18 protein-coding genes are annotated in these 21,470 nt (G+C 69.9%); 14 read left to right on the top strand and 4 right to left on the bottom strand.

Going from position 1 to position 21,470, the window contains the following annotated elements:
• Window positions 1-217: 217 nt before the first annotated feature.
• Window positions 218-1,105 (top strand): squalene/phytoene synthase family protein, encoded by an 888-nt coding sequence (locus N8I84_RS33145; protein ID WP_263233119.1) that lies wholly within the window; start codon window positions 218-220, stop codon window positions 1,103-1,105.
• Window positions 1,106-1,356: 251 nt separating this feature from the next.
• Window positions 1,357-2,259 carry an RNA repair domain-containing protein gene (locus N8I84_RS33140; protein ID WP_263233118.1) on the top strand — a complete coding sequence of 301 codons (903 nt, stop codon included), beginning with the start codon at window positions 1,357-1,359 and terminating at the stop codon, window positions 2,257-2,259.
• A 195-nt stretch (window positions 2,260-2,454) separates the two neighbouring features.
• Here N8I84_RS33140 and N8I84_RS33135 read toward each other — a convergent pair whose 3' ends face one another.
• From N8I84_RS33135 to N8I84_RS33120, 4 genes are all read right to left on the bottom strand, one after another.
• Window positions 2,455-3,519: a cobalamin B12-binding domain-containing protein gene (locus N8I84_RS33135; protein WP_263233116.1), complete on the bottom strand. Its 1,065-nt coding sequence runs from the start codon at window positions 3,517-3,519 to the stop codon at window positions 2,455-2,457.
• Window positions 3,516-5,162 carry a PP2C family protein-serine/threonine phosphatase gene (locus N8I84_RS33130; protein ID WP_263233115.1) on the bottom strand — a complete coding sequence of 549 codons (1,647 nt, stop codon included), beginning with the start codon at window positions 5,160-5,162 and terminating at the stop codon, window positions 3,516-3,518. Before N8I84_RS33130 ends, N8I84_RS33135 begins: the two co-directional genes overlap by 4 nt.
• Before the next feature lie 323 nt (window positions 5,163-5,485).
• The gene (locus tag N8I84_RS33125; protein ID WP_263233113.1) at window positions 5,486-5,641 is read right to left on the bottom strand and encodes a hypothetical protein; all 156 of its coding nucleotides are present in this window, start codon (window positions 5,639-5,641) and stop codon (window positions 5,486-5,488) included.
• Complete coding sequence (locus N8I84_RS33120; RefSeq protein ID WP_263233111.1) at window positions 5,638-6,435, bottom strand: FadR/GntR family transcriptional regulator; 798 nt, start codon at window positions 6,433-6,435, stop codon at window positions 5,638-5,640. Before N8I84_RS33120 ends, N8I84_RS33125 begins: the two co-directional genes overlap by 4 nt.
• 376 nt (window positions 6,436-6,811) lie before the next feature.
• On the opposite strand from N8I84_RS33120, the gene N8I84_RS33115 reads away from it, so the two are divergent.
• The 12 genes from N8I84_RS33115 (at window position 6,812) to N8I84_RS33060 (ending at window position 21,311) form a co-directional block, all read left to right on the top strand.
• Complete coding sequence (locus N8I84_RS33115; RefSeq protein WP_263233110.1) at window positions 6,812-8,179, top strand: ABC transporter substrate-binding protein; 1,368 nt, start codon at window positions 6,812-6,814, stop codon at window positions 8,177-8,179.
• A complete protein-coding gene (locus N8I84_RS33110) occupies window positions 8,176-9,090 on the top strand; it encodes a carbohydrate ABC transporter permease (RefSeq protein WP_263233109.1) in 915 nt (304 codons plus the stop codon). The genes N8I84_RS33115 and N8I84_RS33110 overlap by 4 nt, the downstream gene beginning before the upstream one ends.
• 55 nt (window positions 9,091-9,145) lie before the next feature.
• Window positions 9,146-10,057, top strand: a complete 912-nt coding sequence (locus N8I84_RS33105) for a carbohydrate ABC transporter permease (RefSeq protein WP_263233108.1) — start codon at window positions 9,146-9,148, stop codon at window positions 10,055-10,057.
• A 73-nt stretch (window positions 10,058-10,130) separates the two neighbouring features.
• Window positions 10,131-12,116 (top strand): hypothetical protein, encoded by a 1,986-nt coding sequence (locus N8I84_RS33100; RefSeq protein ID WP_263233106.1) that lies wholly within the window; start codon window positions 10,131-10,133, stop codon window positions 12,114-12,116.
• Window positions 12,116-12,463: an L-rhamnose mutarotase gene (locus N8I84_RS33095; RefSeq protein ID WP_263233105.1), complete on the top strand. Its 348-nt coding sequence runs from the start codon at window positions 12,116-12,118 to the stop codon at window positions 12,461-12,463. The genes N8I84_RS33100 and N8I84_RS33095 overlap by 1 nt, the downstream gene beginning before the upstream one ends.
• A gap of 48 nt (window positions 12,464-12,511) precedes the next feature.
• Window positions 12,512-13,429, top strand: a complete 918-nt coding sequence (locus tag N8I84_RS33090) for an amidohydrolase family protein (protein ID WP_263233103.1) — start codon at window positions 12,512-12,514, stop codon at window positions 13,427-13,429.
• 88 nt (window positions 13,430-13,517) lie between these two features.
• The gene (locus N8I84_RS33085) at window positions 13,518-14,561 is read left to right on the top strand and encodes a zinc-dependent alcohol dehydrogenase (RefSeq protein WP_263233101.1); all 1,044 of its coding nucleotides are present in this window, start codon (window positions 13,518-13,520) and stop codon (window positions 14,559-14,561) included.
• A complete protein-coding gene (locus N8I84_RS33080; RefSeq protein WP_263233100.1) occupies window positions 14,558-15,319 on the top strand; it encodes an SDR family oxidoreductase in 762 nt (253 codons plus the stop codon). Before N8I84_RS33085 ends, N8I84_RS33080 begins: the two co-directional genes overlap by 4 nt.
• Window positions 15,316-15,948 carry a bifunctional 4-hydroxy-2-oxoglutarate aldolase/2-dehydro-3-deoxy-phosphogluconate aldolase gene (locus tag N8I84_RS33075; RefSeq protein ID WP_263233098.1) on the top strand — a complete coding sequence of 211 codons (633 nt, stop codon included), beginning with the start codon at window positions 15,316-15,318 and terminating at the stop codon, window positions 15,946-15,948. Before N8I84_RS33080 ends, N8I84_RS33075 begins: the two co-directional genes overlap by 4 nt.
• A complete protein-coding gene (locus tag N8I84_RS33070; RefSeq protein WP_263233096.1) occupies window positions 15,945-16,982 on the top strand; it encodes a sugar kinase in 1,038 nt (345 codons plus the stop codon). The genes N8I84_RS33075 and N8I84_RS33070 overlap by 4 nt, the downstream gene beginning before the upstream one ends.
• 39 nt (window positions 16,983-17,021) lie before the next feature.
• Window positions 17,022-18,107 carry an aldo/keto reductase gene (locus N8I84_RS33065; protein WP_263233095.1) on the top strand — a complete coding sequence of 362 codons (1,086 nt, stop codon included), beginning with the start codon at window positions 17,022-17,024 and terminating at the stop codon, window positions 18,105-18,107.
• A gap of 90 nt (window positions 18,108-18,197) precedes the next feature.
• The gene (locus N8I84_RS33060) at window positions 18,198-21,311 is read left to right on the top strand and encodes an RICIN domain-containing protein (protein ID WP_263233094.1); all 3,114 of its coding nucleotides are present in this window, start codon (window positions 18,198-18,200) and stop codon (window positions 21,309-21,311) included.
• The last annotated feature ends 159 nt before the right edge of the window (window positions 21,312-21,470 follow it).

The following is a 21,470-nucleotide window of genomic DNA, read 5'->3' as shown; positions in this document are numbered from 1 at the left end:
TGCTGCCGGCCACGGCCGGTACGGAGAGGCGCCGATGAGGACAGCGTCGTACCGCGTCACCGACCACCAGGAGGACCAACGCCACACAGAAGAAGCGTCACCACCAGGGCTCGCGCAAAGAATAAAGACACTCCCGGCCCAAGGCACCGAAACGACGGACACACGCCCCGGCCCGGAGCCGGAAGCTGGCTGCGGCATCCGCACCTACGATCGGCCCATGCGAGGGTGGAGGAAGAGCCTGGACTCGGCTGGTGTCCGAGAGCCGGGGTTGCGTGAGGACTACGACCGTCAGCGGCAGACGGTGCGACGCTTCCGGCGCACCGCGTACCTGGCGGCCAGGCTGTTGCTGCCACGGCGGTTGCTGCCGCATGTGGTGGCGGCGACCGCCGTGATGCACCACGGGGACAACCTTCTCGATACCGGTCCCCTGCCGCAGCGCGAGACAGCGTGGGCGTCCTGGGAGCGGCAGGTGCGCGAGGTGTTGCGGACGGGGTCGAGTGACGACCCGCTTCTCCGTGCGCTCGTGCACACCGCGTCCGCTCATCCGCAGCTGCGGGAGATCATGGAGACCTACCTGGCGACCGCCACAGCCGAACTGCATTTCGCGGGCTTCGCCACGGAGGCCGACTACCAGGCATATGTGGACGCCTACTCGTACCCCGCCTTCATGCTCGTCGCGGGACTGCTCGCACCGGAAGGTGACGACCTGCGGTACCAGGCCGCATGCCGGACCTTCATCGACGGCAGTCAGCGGCTCGACTTCGTCAACGACCTCGCCGAGGACGTGCGGGAAGGACGCGTTGGCATACCGGTCGACGCGATGGAACGGTTCGGGGTCACCATGGGCGACTTGACGGCCGGCATCGGCGGCTCGGCCCTGGAGGAACTGATTGCCGAGCAGGTCACCATCGCACGCGGCGCCTTGCTGGCGGCAAGGGAGCTCCCGGCGCTGACCCCTGCCGACGGCCGACGGCTCGCAGGTGCGCTGGTGGAGATGGAACTACTCACGGCGGAAGCGGTGCTCGCACGGGGCGCCGGGGTACTGCGCGGTTCGGCGAACCCGCCGCTGGGCAGGACGCTACGCGTCCTCGCGCGCCGGTACTGACCGACCCCGAAGGGGGGCGGTGTTCTAGGACCCCCGTCGGCCCCATGAGGGCATCGCGAACGGTCGCCCGTTGCAGCCATTACGCATCCCGATCGCCGATCGCCGCTTTTGACGAGATGAGTCGCTCGGCATACGTCACCTTTGACACGAAACGCAGCCAATGGATTGCGCCGGGTGACGGACAGCCGTCAAGGACAGGGTGAGCGGCACCCTGGAGGAGGAGAAGGTGTGACGGCGGGAGAGGGGGCGTGATGCGAACCAGCGACGAGATCTATCACTGGATCCGCTGGGACCCGCGGTTCGACCCGGCCCGGTTCGTGCTGGGGATCAGCCAGCGCGGGGATGCCTTCAAACGCATCCCACTGCCTTCCTTCGTGCCCGGAGGCGACATCCCCTGGCATCGGGTGGTGTTCATCGAAGCGGACGGCGAGGTGGTCTGGGACCGCGCCACGGGTGTGGACCGCATCGACGCGTCGGGCGCCGGCCGGGTGCGGGACCCGCGAGCGGACCCGAGCTCCGGCAGGGGCGATCCCGCCGGCGTCCTCGGCGTGTCCCCGACGACCCGCACGGCGGTGGCCTGGATCCCGCCCGCCGAGCTGTGGCCGCCGATCCAGGACATCCGCCGGGATTACGATCCGCAGATCCACCGCTGGCCGCCGCACGTCAATGTCCTCTTCGGCTTCGTGCCGGAGTCCGACTTCGAGCGGGCCGCCCCGCTGCTCGCCGCGGCGATGGCCGAGACGCCGGTCTTCACAGCCCGGCTGGACGGGGTGCGCACCTTCCGGCACAGGGCGTACTCCACCGTGTGGCTCGACCCCGCGGCGGGGGGCACGGCGCCGTGGGCGGACCTGCACAGCGCACTGCAGCAGCGGTTCCCGCACTGTCGTGGGCCCGCCAAGAACTTCACCCCACATCTTTCCCTGGGCCGGACCCGGGATCCGCAGCGAGTCAGCGCCGACTGCGCCACCCGGCTCGACGCCATGACGGTGACAGTCTGGGAACTCGTCCTGCTCTCACGCAGGGGTCACGGGCCGATGCGGCCACGTGCCACGGTCGCCCTGCGCACGGGCGAGGTCCGCTGGCTGCCCGCCCCCGGCGTCGAAGCGCCCGGCCCGGAGGACACGGCATGGCTCTCCGAGATCACCGACAGGTGAGGTCATGGCCAGGTGGGGCATGCGCCGTTCCACACTGACGGCCACAGCCTCGTCGGCCTGCAGGCGGGGATCGACCAGGATCCCGCACCATGCCGGTCAAAGCCGCCGCTGCTGCAGGTCTTCAGCCGGGCCCGTACCAGCCTCCCGCGCGCTCGGCTCAGCGCAACCGTGACCTCGGGCGCCGCCCGGCCCCCGTCAGTCCGGCGGGACGGCGTGGTCCGCTGCCGCCAACCAGCGCCGCCCGGCATCCAGGTGCCCGGAGGCCCGCGGAAGGTCGCCGAGCGGGCCGGACAGCGCCCCCAGGGCCAGGCCCAGAGCGGCGGTGGGCACGCCGCGGGCGTGGAGGAACGCCGCACCGAAGGAGAGATAGTCGGTGAGAACCCGCGGATCGTCGACGTAGATCGCCGCGGCCAGGACGTCCGGGAGACGGCCGAACTCCTCCAGAACGGCCTCGGCATGCTCCGCGCCGGGGTCGCACAGCGACGGGTACCGCTCGCGCAGTCGGGCGAACAGCCGCCGCAGCAATTCGGCCCGCTGCCGGACGATCCGGGAGTACTCCTCGTCGGCCAGGTGCTCCAGGGGCGCCGTTTCACGTGGGGTGTCGGGCCACCGTACGGCGAGCATGTCAGCAGCGGCGGCCGGATCGGGCAGGTACAGGTCGGCTCCCAGCGTGCGGGCCCAGACGCCTGCGGGTCCGAAGCCCGCCCCGCCCGCGAGCACCGGCACCCCGGCACGCCGAGAGCACTCGACGAGGCGGTGTGCGGCAGGCAGGCATACCGGGATCACGCACGACAGGGCCACCAGGTCGGGCCCCTGCCGGTGCAGGTGGGACACCAGGCGCGGGACGAGGACGTTGGCGCCCAGGAACGTCAGGTCGAAGCCGCGCAGCCGCAGCACCTCGGCGGCGATCCGCGCGGGCAGGGTGTGGTGCTCCCCCTCGACGCACCCGCACAGGACACGGCGGCCCGGCGCGGAGTTCCGAGGGCGAGATGCAGAGGCCTCGGCGGCCACGGCGCTCACCACGCGCTCGCTCACGTGGGTGGCGGCGTGCTCCTGCGCCACGCTCCACTGAGTGGACACCCACCGGGTGCCGACAGCGGCCTGTGCGGGGGCGATCAGACGGAGCAGGACCTCCTCCGCCGAGGCACCGGACCGCAGCAGGCTCAGGGCGAGGGCGGTCGCCCCCGTCTCATCGGCGTGGGCGAGGTGGTCGTCGAAGGCGGCGCGGACGCCCGGCGCCGCGACGCGAGCGCCAGTCACCGCGGGGCTCCGGCGGTGCCGGACGAACCGGGCGAGGCCTGCAGGACCAGCACCGCGATGTCGTCGTGGGCGCGTCCGGCCAGCCAGTGGGCGACGCGCATGTCGACCCGCTCGGCGACCGCGCCGGCAGGCATCCCCGCGCAGACCTCCAGGTCGTGTGCCAGCCGCTCGGCTCCGTACTCCTCGGCACCCTCGGGGCCGCCCCGCGCCTCGGTGACCCCGTCGCTGTACAGCAGGATCAGCTCCTCGGGCGCCAGGTGAACTCCGGCCTGGCCGAATTCCGGGCCGGGCAGGGCCCCGACCAGCATCCCGCCCACGTCCACAGCCTCCACGGCGCCACCGCGGCGCAGCACTAGCGGCGGCGGATGCCCCCCGCCGGCGAGGACGACGTCCAGGGCGCCTCCGGAGCCCGGGCGGGCGGTGCCGATGACCAAACTGGCGAATCGTCCCGAGTCCGCCTCGAGCAGCGACTGGTTGAGCACGTCGAGCACACGGAGCGGCCGGGACTCGACGAGGGCCAGGGTCCGCAGGCTCTGACGGACGTGCCCGGTGAGTACGGCCGCCTCGACGCCCTTGCCGCAGACGTCCCCCAGGACGAATTCCACCCCTCCGCCGTCGTCCCGAGCAGGTTCCACCTGGTAGAAGTCGCCGCCGAAGCCCAGTTCCCCCGGGGCGGGGCGGTAGGCGGCGCCCAGCCGCACCCCCGGCACATCGGGCAGGGGCGCCGGATCGAGGCCCGCCTGGAGCACGTCCGCAGTATGGGCCTGCTGGGCGTAGAGGGCGGCGGTCGACAGCGCCATACCGGCCCGGAAGGCGAAGTCGCCCACCACGGCGGCGTCCTCGGCGTTCCAGCCCCCGGCTTCGGCCGAGCGGAAGAGAACCAGGGCCCCCGCCGGGGCCTCGCTGCCCGGCAGTGCCGTCACGAGTGACTCCCCTCCCCCCTTGCCCGGGTCCGGCGGCGCCCCACGGAGCGCGGCGAACTGCCCCGGTGGGCAGACCGCGGGCCACGGCCACAGGCCCGACAGGGCCCGCCTCAGGGGCGGCACACGCTCGAGGGAGGACGCCGGCAACGCGCCCGACTCCGCCGCCCCCGGCGCGGCGCAGCGGTACCAGTCCGCGTGGCCTGCACGCGGCGGTAGTACGAGCAGCGCCGCGTCCGCCAAGGCCGGCACGGCGAGCTCCACCACGCCCCGGGCCGTGCGCCCGTGGTGCAAGGACGCCCCCAGCCGTCGGCCCGCCTCGCTCAGGAATGCCGTCCGTGACCGTTCGGCGCGCAACTCGACCTCGCAGCGGCGAACCTCGGTCTCGTCACGGATGAGCCACACCGGACAGTCCCCCACAGTGCTCCGGCGTCCGGCCAGCCGGCGGCCGAGGAACTCGGCGTCGAAGCGCGCCGCGGAGGAGACCACCGCCTGCCCGAGGGGTCCGGCCACCGCGAGATCCGGCACCTTCCCCGGCCGCAGGCCCGGGAAGTAGACGCCGGTCAGGCGGTTGCACCAGCGCACCACGCCGGAGGGGTCACAGACCACGACCGCCTGGTCGACGAGGTCGAACAAAACCTGCGACAGCTTCCGCCCGGGACGGCCCCGCTTCTCTCCGTCACCGCCGTGCACCGCCCGGCTGCGGGCTCGGGTGTGCGTCACCGGCCCCGTGCCTCGCGAGGACGGGCCCCGGCACAGCGCGGAAGGCCGGCGGCCTCGCCGGCCGGTGCACGAGCCGCACGCGCCGCCGCTTCACACCGTGACACCCTGGAAGTCCTTTACATCCGATTCCTCACCATACAACCCACACGTCCACCGGACACCGGCCGCAGGATCCCGTGGCCGACCACGGATCCGGACCCGGCACGGCGGTACGGCCCTGCCGGCTGCATCGCACGGTCGGCGAGGCCGGGGAGGGATGCACTGGGCTCAGCGATGGCGTCCAGAGGTCTCGTCGGCGGTGTCCGACATGCGCCCTGCCATCCTCAGCCGTCGAACGCCCGTGCCGCTTCGGGCTCGTTGCGGACCAGCGAGTCCCGGACTGCGGCGACGGCGCGGCGGAAGTCCTGGGTGAGTGCCAGGTCCGGCGTCGCGCCGTCCGTCCGGGCCGGACGACCCGCGCCTCCGTTGGCGATGGTCATCCGAACAGGCGCCGCTGGATCTCCCGCCGGTAGTCCTCCAGCGTCCTGTCGAGATGCGCGGCCGTGGCCTGGGCCGCCTCATCGGAGCGGCCGTCGCGAATGGCCCGGTAGATCGCCTCATGCTCCTCGACCGCGGACTGGGTGTTCTCACCGAGCGTGTCGTGGATCCCGATCGCGCTGGACTGCCGCTGCAGTCGTCGTGCGTCGCGCACAGCGCTGACCAGGAAGGTGTTGTGCGAGGCCGCGGCCACGGCCGCGTGGAAGTCGTCGTCCGCCTGGTTGAACACGTCGACCCGGCCATGGACGAACCCGTGCCGGCACTCCTGCATGGCGAGTTCGATCGTGCGCAGCTCGGCGGGCGTGGCGCGGGTGGCCGCGAGACTGCTGGCGGCCATCTCCTGAACCCTGCGGAACTCGAACAGCATGAGGACGTGGTCGAGGTCGACCGGCCGGAAGAAGCCGCCCCAGCGGCTGGTGACGAGCATGCCCTCGTCGTCCGCGACGAACAGTCCGCGGCCCTTGTGCGCCCGGACGCGGCCGAGCGCCGACAGGATCTTCACGGCCTCCCGAACGACGGCCCTGCTGGTGTTCAGCTGCTGGGCGAGATCGTTTTCCGTGGGCATCCGGTCGCCCGGCACCAGCCGCGCCTCGGCGATGAATTCGAGGATGCGCTCGGCCACGACTTCGTAACCGGGGCGGTAGTCACGCTGCTCGTCCGAGTCTTTCGCCGCTGCTGCCGCAGCGGGAGAGGCCTGCGCAGGCAGGGCCGCTGCGATCGCGGGCGTGTCGTTCATCTGTCCTGCCTCCGGGAGTGACTGCGACGAGTGCAACTGACCGCTGTAGAGCCGCGTGCATCATACCTCAGACGTCCAATGAGTCGTACTTATCTTCCGGAAAACCAAGACATGAATCAAAGCACTTATTGGACATATTGGTGAATAGATACACAACCCCATGCGGTCACTGTCCTGGCGTCCATAAATCCACCGCAAAAAAGCCGACCATGCCCCTTGACTGGCACCTTGATAAGGCGGCTAATTTCTTCCGCGGCGGCAGCAGCACAGCCGTCCTCACCACCCGACGCCCGACCGGGACGGCCCGGCGTCGCCCTCATCCACGCGCCGCCCTCCCGATCTGCTCGGGGCGCCTGCAAACCCAGTGGAGTCGCTCATGACCCTCAACAAGCCTCCGGCCGCCCAGGAAAGAGTGCCCAGCAGGCGGCGTTCGGCGTTGCTGGCCGGCTGCGCGGCCTCGGTGGTGATGCTGACCGTGGCCGGCTGCAGCGGCGGAAGCGCTACCGGTACGACCGTCAAGGACGGCTTCGCCCAAGCGGCCCAGAAGGACGGCGCGTTGACCGTCTGGGTGGACGCGACCCGTCTGGACGCCGCGAAGCTGTACCAGAAGCTCCACCCCGACGTGAAGATGGACATCGTCACCTACGACGGCGACGCCAACGGCTCGAACTACCTCCAGACCAAGGTCCAGCTCTTCAACCGCACCGGCAAGGGCTGGCCGGACGTCGTCTTCAGCTCCCAGAACAACGAGGCGACCTGGGCGGTCGACGCGGGCTTCGCGGCGCCTCTCAACAAGGGCCTGATCTCCTCCATGACCCTGGCCGAATTCGCCAAGGGCGCCAACGACGTCTGCACGGTCAACGGCACCGTCTACTGCCTGCGCAACGACCTCTCCCAGGCGGTGCTCTGGTACAACGCGCCGCTGCTGAAGAAGTTCGGCTACACGGTGCCCACCACCTGGGAGGAGTACCAGCAGCTCGGCGAGAAGGTGGCCAAGGAGCACCCCGGCTACCTCGTGGGCGACGCCGGCGACTCCTTCACCCCCGAGATCTACCTGTGGGCGAGCAAGTGCGGCGCCAACCACATCACCGGCCCCAAGTCCGTCTCCGTGAACACCACCAGCGAGAACTGCACCAAGATGGCCAAGCTCATGGACGTGCTCATCAAGGACAAGGCCATGTCCGTCAGCGGCGTCTTCAGCACCGACTTCGGGAAGAACGAGGCGGACAAGGTACTGCTCATGCCGGGTCCGGCCTGGTACGGCAGCGCGCTGTTCCAGGGCACGTTCAAGACGCCGGCCAAGCAGATCGCGGCGGCGCCCATCCCGCAGTGGAAGGGTGATCCCTCACCGACCACCGGCAACGTCGGCGGCGGCACCTGGCTGCTGTCCCAGCACTCCGCGCACATCAAGGCGGCCACCGACTTCCTGAAGTGGGTCACCACCGACAAGGCCTACCAGGGTTCGAAGGCGCCGGGCTTCCCGGCCTACGCGCCCGCTGCCGACACCTGGCTGAACGCGCAGAGCACCGCCGGCTACTTCAGCGGTGACCTGAGCGCGCTCAAGGATGCCTCCTCCCAGGTCTGGCCCGGATGGGGCTCCGGACAGTTCAGCCAGGAGGCGATCTGGGCGGCCACGGTCAAGCCCGGCCTGACCCAGGGCAAGAGCATCGTCTCGATGCTCCCCGCCTGGCAGGACGCCATCACCAAGTACGCCGAGTCCGACGGATACAAGGTCTCCAAGTGACGCTCACGCACACCTCGGCCGGCTCTGCCGCCCGGCGCCCTCGCGGCGCCGCCCGGCAGAGCCGGGCCGGCATGGCCTTCGTCGCCGCATACGTGATCCTGCTGATCGCCTTCGGCGTCCTTCCGACCGCCTACGCGGTCTACTTCGCCTTCACCGATGCCGGGGGCACGTTCACCGGCATCTCCAACTTCCTCACCACGGGGCACGACTTCCGCTTCATGGGCGCCGTGAGCCACATCGCCGTGTACCTCGTCTTCTGGCTGGCGTCACTGGTGGTGTTCGTGGTGGGCCTGGCGCTGCTGCTGCACCGTCTGGCATCCGGGACGGCCGGCAAGGCACTCCGCTTCCTCTACTACATCCCCGGAGCGCTCGCCGGCGCCGCGAGCGTGCTGGTGTGGCTGTTCATGCTCGACCCGACGGTGAGCCCGGTCAGTTCGCTGCTGAGCGCGCTCGGGTTCCACACCTTCGGCGAGGTCATCGCACCCGGCAACCTGCCCGTGCTGTTCACGATCATCGCGTTCTGGACCGGCGCGGGCGGCTGGATCGTCGTCATGTACGGCGCGCTCAACAACATTCCCACGGACGTCATGGAAGCCGCCCGCATCGACGGCGCGAACGCCTGGCAGACCGCCTGGCGGGTGCAGATCCCGATGCTCCGCAAGTGGATCGTGTACATGGTGATCCTGGCCTTCGCGGGCGGCGCGCAGCTCTTCGTCGAGCCGCAACTGCTCTCCCTCGCCAGCGTGGGCGTGGCCGGACGCGACTACTCGCTGAACCAGCTGACGTACGACTTCGCCTTCCAGATGAACAACATCAACGGCGCCGCGGCGGTCTCGGTGGAGCTCCTGGTCGTCAGCGTGTCGGCCGCCGCAGTCTTCGTCGCACGGTCGGGGTTCTTCGATGCCGAATAAGTCCTTTGCCACACCGGTCGCCGCCAGCCCACGTGCGGAGGGGGGATCAAGTGTCATGAGCCGAACGCAGCACCGGGCTCCGGAGCGGCGGCGCCCCCGTCCCCAGCCGCGCGTCGTCTCCCGGCTGCTGACCGGCAGCGTACTGACCGTGTTCGTGGTGTTCTTCGTACTGCCGGTGCTCTGGCTGCTCCTCGCGGCGACCAAGACCGACCAGCAACTGGTCCACGACAGCCCGCTCTCCATCGGATCCTGGCACGCCTTCATGGCCAACTGGCACGGGCTCACGGCGTTCCAGGACGACGCCATCCTGCTGTGGCTGCGCAACTCCGCGCTCTATGCCGTGATCTCGCTGGCCATCACGCTGTGTGTCGCCGTACCGGCGGGATACGCCCTGGCCATGACCGAGTTCCGCGGTCGGCGCATGCTGCTGATCTCGACCCTGGTCGTGATGCTCATGCCGAACGCCACGCTGGTGGTGCCGCTGTTCCTGGAGATCAACGCGGTGCACCTGATCGGCACGATGTGGTCGATCATCCTGCCGTACTCGTTCTACCCCTTCGGGGTGTACCTGACGTACATCTACTTCACCACCGCCGTACCGAAGGACCTGCTGGCAGCGGCACGCATGGACGGCTGCTCCGAGTTCGGCGTCTTCCGGCACATCGCGTTGCCGCTGGCGACGCCGGTCATCGCGCTCGTGGGCTTCTTCAGCTTCGTCGCCAACTGGACCAACTACTTCCTGCCGTACGTGATGCTCCCCGAGAGCAGCCAGATGCCGATCCAGGTGGGTGTCGGCAACCTGCTCAGCAGTGTGCCGTCGTTCAATCCGGCCGTCGGCGACGTGGCGATCCAGCGCCCGGAGTTGGCTCTGGCGACGCTGGTCGCCATCACACCCGTGCTGGTCGTCTTCCTCTTCGCCCAGCGCTTCCTGGTCAGCGGGATGCTCGCCGGCGCCACCAAGGAATGACGCCGGGCCCGTCCGCCCGGCCGTCGTGCCCGGTGTGCGCACTCCCGCCTTCCCTCCGAACGGAGATCCTTCCATGCCCTTCAGCTCTGCCGACCACACCTCGGCCGAAGACGCCCCGCCCTCCGGCCACCCGACCCCGCCGCCCGAGATCCAGGCGGGGGTGCCGCTGCTCGAAGCCCCCGGCTGGGCCGTGGCCCAGCGGGCCCTGTTCGATCTGCTCGACCACGCCTGGCGGCGCTTCGCCCGCGACTTCACCGGCCCGGACGGACGGCTGAACTACACGGGCCGGCTGACCACCCGTGACGGGGTGGACGACTTCTACGAGGTGTTCTTCAACTGGCCCCAGCTGTATCTCCTCGGCGGCGCCGACGATCTGCTGCCCGCCAGTGAGAAGCACTGGGAGGGCGTGACCCGGCAGCTCACCGAACTGGGCATGCTCCGTGACGAGTTCGAACGCGGCTACGACTGGTTCCACCAGGGCGAGAGCCTGCTCCTGCTCTACTTCCTCTGCATGGCCGCCCCCGACCGCTGGTCCGAACGCGCTCTGCGCTTCGCCGAGTTGTACGTCGATCCGGACAAGGGCAACTACGACCCCGAGCACCGCGTCATCACCCGCCCGCACAACGGCAGCGACCCCGACCGCCGGGGCCTGTTCGACGGCGACGTCTATCCGTGGCTGCCGAAGGAAGCGGAGACGTACGGCTTCCCGCTGGACTGGATACCCGAGGCGGACGGCGGCCCGTACCCGCTCTCGGAGGATCCGCGTCTCGGTGCGCAGATGCGGGACCGGATGGGCGTCGGCGACACGGCGGTCAACCTCGCTGCGGCCGGACTGGTCCTCAACGCCTGGATCCTCACCGGCGAGGACCGCTACCGCGACTGGATCGTCGAGTACGTGGGCGCGTGGCGGGAGCGCACACAGGCGAACGAGGGCCTCATCCCGGACAACGTCGGCCCGGACGGAGTCGTCGGCAGCCTGCTGGAGGGCCGCTGGTACGGCGGCCACTACGGCTGGTCCTGGCCGCACGGCTGGCACAGCGTGGGCCACGCGGCCTGCGTGGCGGCGCTCGCGGCGGCGACGGTCACCGGGGACGACGACTACCTCTCCATGGTCGCGACCTCACTCGACGCCCTCATCTGCCGCGGCAAGGTGATGCCGCACGCGGAGGCGGACTCCAGCCTCCCCTCCAAGTGGGTGGCCGAGCTCGGCCCGGACGTCCACACGCCCACACTCCACCTCCCGTTCCGCCACAACGATTCCGGCTGGTTCGACTACAACCCGGTCACCCCGCCGGTGCCGGTGGCTCTCTGGCACCACACGGCCTCCGACGCCGACCGCGCACGGCTGGAAGGGCTGCGCGAGGCCGACGGCATCGACTGGCGCACCGTGCGGCCGTTCCGCGCCAAGGAGGAGTCGGGACACGAGAAGGCGTGGTTCGCCTTCCTCGCCGGCGACGACCCCGACTACCCCGAGCGGATGCTCGCCGCCGCGCAGGCCCAGGTCCGCCATCGCCTGCGCCGCATCGACCGCTACCGCGACCTGGACGTGCCCGAGGCCGACATCCACGTGTGGCAGCTGTGCAACCCCGTGGTCACCGAGGCCCTCGTGCAGCTGACCTGGGGCGGTCCTCAGGTGCTCTACAACGGCGGCCTGCAGCAGGCACGGCTGCGGTACCACGACGCCGACGCCCGCCGCGCCGGCCTTCCCCCGGGCGTGGCCGCGCTGGTCACCTCGATCGACCCCGAGGCGACCACCGTGGAACTGGTGAACCTCTCCCCCGAGGCAGACCGCACGGTGATCGTCCAGGCCGGCGCCTTCGCCGAGCACACCATCTCCGCCGTCCGGTACACGAACTGCGCGGACGACGGCTGGATCGGGGACATGTACGACTACGGCCACACGGAACCGGTGGTCACCGAGACGGAGCAGTCCTGCGACAGCGCCTTCCTGACCGTCCACCTGCCCGCCTCCACCCGCATCCGGCTCACTCTCCGGCTTCGGCTGCGCACCAACACCCCCAGCTACCGGACGCCCTTCACCCCTCAGGAGCGTGCGTGATGAAACGCATCGCACAGACCATCAGGCTCCGGCCCGAACACCGCCGGGAGTACCTCGAACTCCACTCCGCCGTCTGGCCCGGCGTCGAAGCGGCTCTGCACCGGGCGCACATCCGCAACTACAGCATCTTCCTCCACGGTGACGCGCTGTTCGCCTACTTCGAGTACCACGGCGAGGACTTCGCGGCCGACATGGCGGCACTCGAGGCCGACCCCGAAACCCAGGAATGGTGGAAGCTCACCGATCCCTGTCAGGAGCCCTGGCCCGACCGGGGCGACTCACGCCAGTGGACGGAACTCACCGAGATCTGGCACCTGAGCCCGCCGGGCGACGACACCACGGCCTGACTCGGCCTGACTCGGCCCGAACCGTACCGACCCGACTTGGATTCCCCAGTGACCTCCACCGCTGCACTCGTCGACGCCCACCACCACCTGTGGGACCTCGCCCTGCGCCCGCAACCCTGGCTGGACGACCCCGCCGTGACATCGATCCGCCGCACCTTCACCCCCGATGATCTGCGCTCCACCGCCACCCACCCCATCGCGGGCCGTCGGCTGCACAGCACGGTGGTCGTGCAGTGCGTGGCGGACGTGCCCGAGACCGAGGACCTGCTCGCGCTCGCGGAGGAGGAGCCGCTGATCGGGGCCGTGGTCGGCTGGGCGGACCTGACGTCCCCGGCTGTCGGTGACGTGCTCGACGGGCTGCTCGCCGGGCCGGGCGGCACGTATCTGCGGTCCCTGCGCCACCTCGTCCAGGGCGAGACGGACGCGGGCTGGCTGCAACGGCCCGACGTCGAACGCGGGCTGGCGGCGGTGCGGGACCGGGGGCTCCGCTACGACGTGCTCATCCGCAGTCACCAACTCGACCAGGCGGTCCGACTGGCGGAACGCTTCCCCGACCTGCCCCAGGTACTCAACCACGCGGGCAAGCCGTCCATCGCCCGAGGCGAACTGGCCGACTGGGGACGCCAGGTGCGCCTGCTGGCCGGACACCCCCAGGTGGTCTGCAAGGTGTCGGGCCTGATCACCGAGGCCGACCACGGCACCTGGACCACCGCCGACATCCGCCCGGTCTGGGACGTCCTGCTCAGTTCCTTCGGCCCGGACAGGCTGATGTTCGGTTCGGACTGGCCGGTCGCGAACCTCGCGGGAGGCTGGAACCGCTGGGCCGCCACCGTGGACGAGTTGCTCACCGGCTGCGCCGAGAGCGACATCCAGGCACTCCTCGCCGGCACTGCGTCCGCCTTCTACGGCCTTCCCCGGCACGCCGAAGACACGGAGCCGCCCACCGGCGCCACACAGCACACCTGAGCCGTCGACCCCACCCTCACGACATCCGTGCCCACACCGATCTGCTGCTGACCATCGGCGTCCGCGCTGAAGGGATCCTGACGACACCATGACACTCGCTGTCCGCTACACGGCCGCCCGCACCCTGGACACAGCGGTCGTCGACGCCCCCGCCCCCGGTCCCGGGGAGGTGGAGCTGGCCCCCGCCTACGTGGGTATCTGCGGTACCGATCTGCACATCTTCCACGGTGACATGGATGCCCGGGTGGCTGCGCCGGCCGTCCTGGGACATGAGATGTCCGGCCGTATCGTCCGTGTCGGTCCGGAGGTGGAGGGCTGGCAGCCCGGGGACGCGGTGACGGTGATGCCGCTGCGCTGGGACGGTTCCTGCCCGGCCTGCCGCGCGGGCCATCAGCACATCTGCCAGCACCTCGACTTCATCGGCATCGACTCCCCGGGCGCGATGCAGCAGCGCTGGAGGGTGCCCGCTTCGACCCTCATTCCGCTGCCCGACGCCCTCCCCCTGGACCGGGCCGCACTCGTCGAGCCGACCGCGGTCGCCGTGCACGACGTGGGCCGGGCCCGGGTACGTGAGGGCGAGAAAGTCGTGGTGGTCGGCGGCGGTCCGGTCGGCGTACTGATCGCGCTGGTCGCGCAGGCCGCCGGGGCCGAGGTACGGGTGGTGGAGCTGAGCGCCCACCGCCGTTCCCTGGCGCAGGAGTTGGGGCTGGTCACCTGGGACCCGGCAGGCGTCGACGTGCCCGGGCTGGTCGGTGAGTGGACCGGGGAGGCGGGCGCGGACGTCGCCTTCGAGGTCTCCGGTGCCGCCGGCGGGGTGGACACCGCGGTCGAGGTCCTCGGAGTGCGGGGCCGGTTGTGCCTTGTCGCCATCCACTCCCGGCCGCGGGAGGTGAACCTGCACCGCTTCTTCTGGCGGGAACTCACCCTGGTAGGGGCCCGGTTGTACGAGCGCTCGGACTTCGAGAAGGCGGTTGCGCTGGTGGCCGAGGGGACGATTCCGGCCGAGCGGCTGATCAGCAGGGTCGTGCCGCTGACGCAGGCGCCGACCGCGTTCGAGGCGTTGGAGGGCGGCGGCGAAGTGATGAAGATCCTCGTCGACTGCACCACCGACATCGAGGGAGCCCGAGCGTGAACGCTTTCGACCTCACCGGGAAACTCGCCGTCGTCACCGGGGCCCGGCGCGGCATCGGCCGGGCCATGGCCGGGGCCCTCGCCGAGGCCGGCGCGGACGTCATCGGTGTCAGCGCCACCCTGGAGACATCCGGCAGCGACGTGGAGAAGGACGTCACCGCCGCGGGACGCACCTTCGAGGCGATCCGCACCGACTTCGCCGACCCCGACGCCGTACGGGCGCTGGGTGCGGAACTCGCGGGCCGTGAACGGCCGGTGGACATCCTGGTCAACAACGCGGGCACGATCCGGCGCGCCCCGGCCGCCGAACACTCCGACCGCGACTGGGAGCTGGTGCTTCAGGTCAACCTGAACGCGCAGTTCGCGCTGTCGCGTGCGGTGGGCGGGGCGATGGTGTCCCGTGGCCAGGGAAAAATCATCTTCACCGCGTCGCTGCTCAGCTTCCAGGGCGGCATCACCGTCCCCGGCTACACCGCCGCCAAGCACGGCATCGCCGGACTGACCAAGGCCCTGTCCAACGAGTGGGCCCCGCACGGCGTCAACGTCAACGCCATCGCCCCCGGTTACATCGCCACCGACAACACCCAAGCCCTCCAGGGCGACCCGGTGCGCAGCAAGGCGATCCTCGACCGCATCCCCGCCGGACGCTGGGGCAGCGCCGACGACCTGGCCGGCGCCACCGTCTTCCTCGCCTCGGACGCCGCCGCCTACGTTCACGGCACCGTCCTGCCCGTCGACGGCGGGTGGCTGGGTCGATGAGCGGCACCGACGTGGCGACCGTGCTGGCAGGGGCCCGGATCATGCCGGTACTGACCGTGCCCGAACCGGCCACCGCCGGGCCGCTGGCCGACGCGCTCGCGGCGGGCGGGGCGCGGTACGCGGAGGTCACCTTCCGCACCGCCGAGGCCGAGCAGGTGGTGAAGGCGATGGCGGCCCACGGCGGCCTGGCCGTCGGCGCAGGTACGGTCCTCACCGCCGAGCAGGCGGAGCGGGCGGTCGCGGCCGGGGCCCGCTTCGTCGTCTCGCCCGGTTTCGACGAGGACGTCGTCACCACGTGCCGCGAACTGGGGGTGCCCGTGGTGCCCGGCATCGCCACCGCCACCGAGCTGATGCGCGCCCTCTCAGCGGGCGTGGACACAGTGAAGCTGTTTCCCGCCGAGCCCCTCGGCGGCCTGCGCACGCTGCGCTCGCTCGCGGCCCCTTTCCCCCGGGTGCGCTTCGTGCCGACCGGCGGGATCGACGCCTCCTGCCTGACCTCCTACCTCGCCGAGCCCGCGGTCCTGGCCGTCGGCGGCAGTTGGATGGCCACCCCCACCCACGTGGCGAACGGCTACTACGACGAGATCCGCCGGCTCACCGCCGACGCCGTGGACAGGAGCACCACATGATCGACGTACTGGCCCTCGGCGAGGTCATGCTCCGCTTCGACCCCGGCGAGGGCCGGATCCGCACCTCCCGCACCTTCCAGGTCTGGGAAGGCGGCGGCGAGTACAACGTCGTACGAGGCTTGCGGCGCTGCTTCGGCCTGCGCACGGCCGTCGTGACCGCCCTCGCCGACAACGCGGTGGGCCGGCTCGTCGAGGAGCTGATCCTCCAAGGAGGCGTCGACACCTCACTGATCCGCTGGGCCCCCGACGACGGCATCGGCCGCACCGCCCGCAACGGCCTCAACTTCGTCGAACGCGGCTACGGCATCCGCGGCGCGCTCGGCGTCAGCGACCGCGCCCACACCGCCGTCTCCCAACTGCGCAAGGGCGACGTGGACTGGGACACCGTCTTCGCGGACGGGGTGCGCTGGTTCCACACCGGCGGCATCTTCGCCGGCCTGTCCGACACCACCGTGGACGTCGCCGACGAGGCCATGGCGGCGGCCCGACGGCACGGCGTGACCGTGTCCTACGACCCCAACTACCGGCCCAGCCTCTGGGCCGGCCGGGGCGGCGCGGACCGGGCCCGCGAGGTCGACCTGCGCCTCGCCCGGCACGCCGACGTCGTGGTGGGCGCCCTGGGCCTGGCCGGGACGCATCCGGGGCACGGGTGCATCGGCGCAGACGAGGTGGCCGACGTGCTCGCCTCGGTGTCCGACCTGCTGCCCGAGGCGAAGATACTGGCGACGACCCTGCGCGAGGTGCCCTCGGCCGGTGTCAACGACTGGTCCTCGGCCGCCTGGTCCGCCGAGACCGGCTTCGTCACCGGCCCCCGTATGACCGCGCTGCACGTCCTGGATCGCGTCGGCTCCGGCGACGGCTTCGCCGCCGGGCTCATCCACGGCGTGCTCACCGGCGCCTCTCTGGAGCGTGCCCTCGCCTACGGCACGGCCCACGGTGCCCTGGTCATGACCACTCCCGGCGACGTCTCCATGGCCTCTCTCGCCGAGGTCGAGGCGCTGATCGAGGGCGGCTCGGCCCATGTCAGACGCTGACCGGCGTTTCACCCCGCGCCCATAACCGAGGAGCACGTCATGCACCACCGGAGGATCGAGAAGACGTCGGTCGCCGTCACCGAGCTCGGCTTCGGGGCCTCGGTGATCGGCAACCTGTACCGCGTGACCTCCGCCCAGGACGCGTCGGCCGCCGTCGACGCCGCCTGGGACGCGGGCATCCGGTACTTCGACACCGCGCCGCACTACGGGCTCGGCCTCTCCGAACGCCGCCTCGGCGCCGCCCTGCGAAGTCGCCCGCGTGACGAGTACGTCGTCTCCTCCAAGGTCGGCCGCCTCCTCGTCCCCAACGAAGAGCCACGGGGCGTGGACACCGAGGGCTTCGTCGTACGCGACGACCTGCGCAGGCAGTGGGACTTCAGCCGCGACGGCGTACTCCGCTCCATCGAGGACTCCCTGCGCCGTACCGGCCTGGACCGGCTCGACATCGTCTACCTGCACGACCCCGACGACCACTGGCAGCAGGCTGCGGACGAGGCCATGCCCACGCTCGCCGACCTGCGCGGCCAGGGCGTGATCGGCGCGATCGGCGCCGGCATGAACCAGTCGGCCATGCTCGCCCGCTTCCTGCACGAGACCGCCGCCGACGTGGTGATGCTGGCCGGACGCTACACCCTCCTCGACCAGTCCGCGCTGGACGACGTACTGCCCGCCGCACAGCAGCACGGCAAGAGCGTCGTCGCGGTCGGCGTCTTCAACTCCGGCCTGCTCTCCGCGGACCGTCCGACGCCGGGCATGAAGTACGACTACCAGGACGCCCCGCCGGAACTGGTCCAACGAGCGCAGGCCATTGCCGAGGTCTGCGAGCGGCACGGCACCACCCTGCCCGCCGCCGCCATCGCCTTCCCCTCCACGCATCCCAGCGTCGTCAACGTCACCCTCGGCATGCGGACTTCGGAACAGGTGGAGCGGAACGTGGAACTCCACCGGAGCGCCCTCCCCGAGGCTCTCTGGGACGACCTCCGGAGCCAAGGGCTGATCAGGCCCGACGTCCCCACCGGAGGCGGCGCCCGGGGCGCGGCAGACCGCACGGCGCCCGACGACTCGCAAGGTGGTGAAGCTCACCGGCGCGCCTCGGCCTTGGAGACGCTCAGGGACGGGGCGTGATGAAGATCCGCGACAACCGCACCGCGAACACCCAGGGAGCCGCCCTATGAACGCCTGCTCGACCGTCCCAACCAGCAGGAGGGGCAGACGATGAAGCCAGTCAGGTCGCCCTTCCGCACGTTGTCAGCAGTGCTTGCGACGGCCCTCTCGGCCGTGCTGCTGACGTCCCTCACCACGCCGACCCCGGCCGCGGCCGCGACCCAGGCGACGTACTACGTCGCTCCCGACGGTGACGACGCCAACCCCGGGACGATCACAGCGCCGTTCAAGACCCTGCAGCACGCTCGGGACGTCGTGCGCAAAGTGAACAGCAACATGACCGGCGACATCGACGTATATCTCCGCGGCGGCAACTACCCGGTGAGCAGCACGATCGACTTCACGTCGGCCGATTCGGGCACGAACGGCCACCGTGTCGTGTACGCCGCCTACCCGGGCGAGAAGCCGGTCCTGAACGGCGGCGTCCAGGTGACCGGATGGACCCAGCACAGCGGGAACATCTGGCAGGCCCCGCTGAACCGCGACGACAAACTCCGCGCGCTCTACGTCAACGGCAAGCGCGCTGTGATGGCTTCCAAGACGATCACCTCGGCCGGATGTGACGGAACGACCTACAACGTCACGGCCGGCCAGGCTCCCTGGGCCTGGGAGTCGGGCCAGACGTGCGACGGAGCCAAGTACAGCCTCTCCGATCTGCCCGCCATCGCCCAGAACCAGGACGACGTCGAGATTCAGACGGCGACGACCTGGACCACGTCCATCGTGGGGGTTCGCCAGATCACCACGAGCTCGGACGGCCTCAACCGCGTGGCCAAGTTCCAGGAGCCGGGCGCGGCAATAGCCCAGTACGCGTACAACGGCAACTTCCACGCCGGCGGCACCCAGACGTTCATGAACGCGTACGAGTTCCTGGACAAGCCGGGCGAGTTCTACTTCGACAAGACGAACCACATCCTGTACTACTACAAGTCCAGCTCTGATGACATGACGACCGCTCAGGTCTGGGCCCCCGACAAAGTGTCGACTCTGATCCACATCGCGGGCACGTCCACGACCGACCACGCGCGGAACATCACGTTCTCCGGGCTCACGGTCGAGCACTCGGACTGGAATCTGGTCAACGTGGACGGCTCCGTCTTCCGACAGGGCCAGCAGGGCAACGTCAACTCGTTCGTGTACACGCACGGGAACTTCCACCAGTACTACTACCGCAACGTCGACATCGGTCCGGGCGCCATTCAGATCGAGAACGCCGACGGGATCACCCTGCAGGGCAACACGGTTCAGCACACCGGCGACGACGGAATCAACATGGTCAACGACGTGTCGAACACACAGTTGATCGGCAACTACACGAATGACATAGCCGGATCCGCCATCACCGTGGGCCACCCCCAGCACGTGTACATAGGGGACTACACCTCCACGAACAACGAGAAGTACCCGACCGACGTCGAGGGTGTCTGCAAGAACATCTCGATCACCGACAACTACATCTACGACAGCGCGGTGCTGTTCCAGGGGTCCAGCCCCATATCGGCGTACTTCACCGACACCCTGTCCGTGCAGCACAACCGCATCGAGAAGGCCCCGTGGGCGGGCATCACGCTCGGCTGGGGATGGTGGAATTTCAACGGGTCGGCGAACTCGGTCTCACCCGGCAATCCGACCACCACGGCGAGGAACAACACCATCAGCTACAACCAGATCATCGACACGATGCAGACCCTCGGCGACTCCGCTCCCATCTACACCCTGGGCAGCCAGCCGGGAACGGTGATCAGCAACAACTACATCCAGGGCGTTCCGGCCGGCCACAAGTACGGACTTCACCCCGATGAAGGCTCCGCCTACATCACCTTCGACAGGAACGTGCTGAACGTGGACCCGAATGTCTACTACGCCGTCAACTCCGGTACCTGGGGCTACCAACACGACCTGAACATCACCAACACCTACGGCACCGTCAACACGATCTACAGCAAGAACGTTCCGAACAGCGACATCCAGAACGTGCAGGCGTACTCGGACGGCGTGTGGCCGTCGCAGGCGTACAACATCGCCCTGAACGCCGGCCTGGAGGACGCGTACAAGAACCTCGTCCCCCAGAGCAACGTCGCCCTGCAGGACTACGTCCTGCCCGCGAGCACGTTCATCGGTCAGGGTCAGTCGTCCGTTCCCGTGCGCGGCACGGGCGACTCGACCCGGACTCTCTGGCTGGCCCCTTCCGGCACGACGACGTTCGCCGTCGGCCCCACGATGACCAAGGCAAGCGGAACCGCGTCGAGCATCGCTGTTCCTCCGACGGTCGGCGACTACCACCTCTACGTGGTGAACGCGCAGGGGAACACATCGGCCGCGTCGCAGTCGATCGTGCGGCAGCGATGGAACTACGTCGACGACAAGAACACCGCAATGACCTACAGCCCGAGCTGGTCGAACTGGAACGACCCGCAGGACTTCGACGGGTCCGAGAGTTTCACCAGCAAGGCGGGCAACTACGTCCAGTACTCGTTCACCGGAACCGGCATTCGGTACCTCAGCATGAAGCAGCCGAACATGGGGAAGGTGGACGTCTACATCGACGGCAGCCTCGTGCAGTCGGGCATCGACGCCTACGCCCCGTCGGTGACGAAGCAGGTGGTGCTGTTCGAGAAGACGGATCTCGCCGCCGGCCCGCACACGATCAAGGTCGTGTGCACGGGAACGAAGAACGTGTCCTCGTCCAACACCGTCTGCGCGCTGGACGCCTTCGCCAACATCTCGTTCCCCGCCACGAACGCGTTCTACAAGCTCCTGAACAAGAACAGCGGCATGGCGATCGATGTCGGGGGCGGATCCACCTCCGACGGAGCGGGCGTCATCCAGTGGAACGACAGTGGCGCGCAGAACCAGCACTGGCGGTTCGTCGCGGTGGGTGACGGCAGTTACGAGATCACCAGCCAGAACAGTGGCAAGCTGCTGGACGTCAACAACGGTGCCACCACGGACGGCGCGTCCATCATCCAGTGGCACGACGACAGCGGCGCGAACCAGCACTGGACACTCACCGCCGCCGGAAACGGGTACTACAAGATCACGAATGTGAACAGCCACATGGTGCTGGCGGTGCCCAGTTCGTCGACGTCAGCGGGCACCCAGCTCGTCCAGACGACGGACACGGGCACCGACAACCAGCTCTGGAAGGTGGTGAACGTCGGCTGATTCCGTACGCCGCCGCCGCGCCCCGCACACCCCGCCCAGCCGCCCCAGTCGGCTGCTGCCGGTGAAGCGAAGGGCTGAGAGCGGCGAAGGACCCGCGGGCGGTGCCGGCAACGCGAGCCGACACTGCCCGCGGGTGTGCCCGCGTACTGGTCGGCAGCG

The organism is Streptomyces cynarae (assembly GCF_025642135.1).
Classification (GTDB): domain Bacteria; phylum Actinomycetota; class Actinomycetes; order Streptomycetales; family Streptomycetaceae; genus Streptomyces; species Streptomyces cynarae.
Note: the sequence above shows the minus strand (reverse complement) of the source record. Positions and strands in the feature narration are given on the sequence as shown.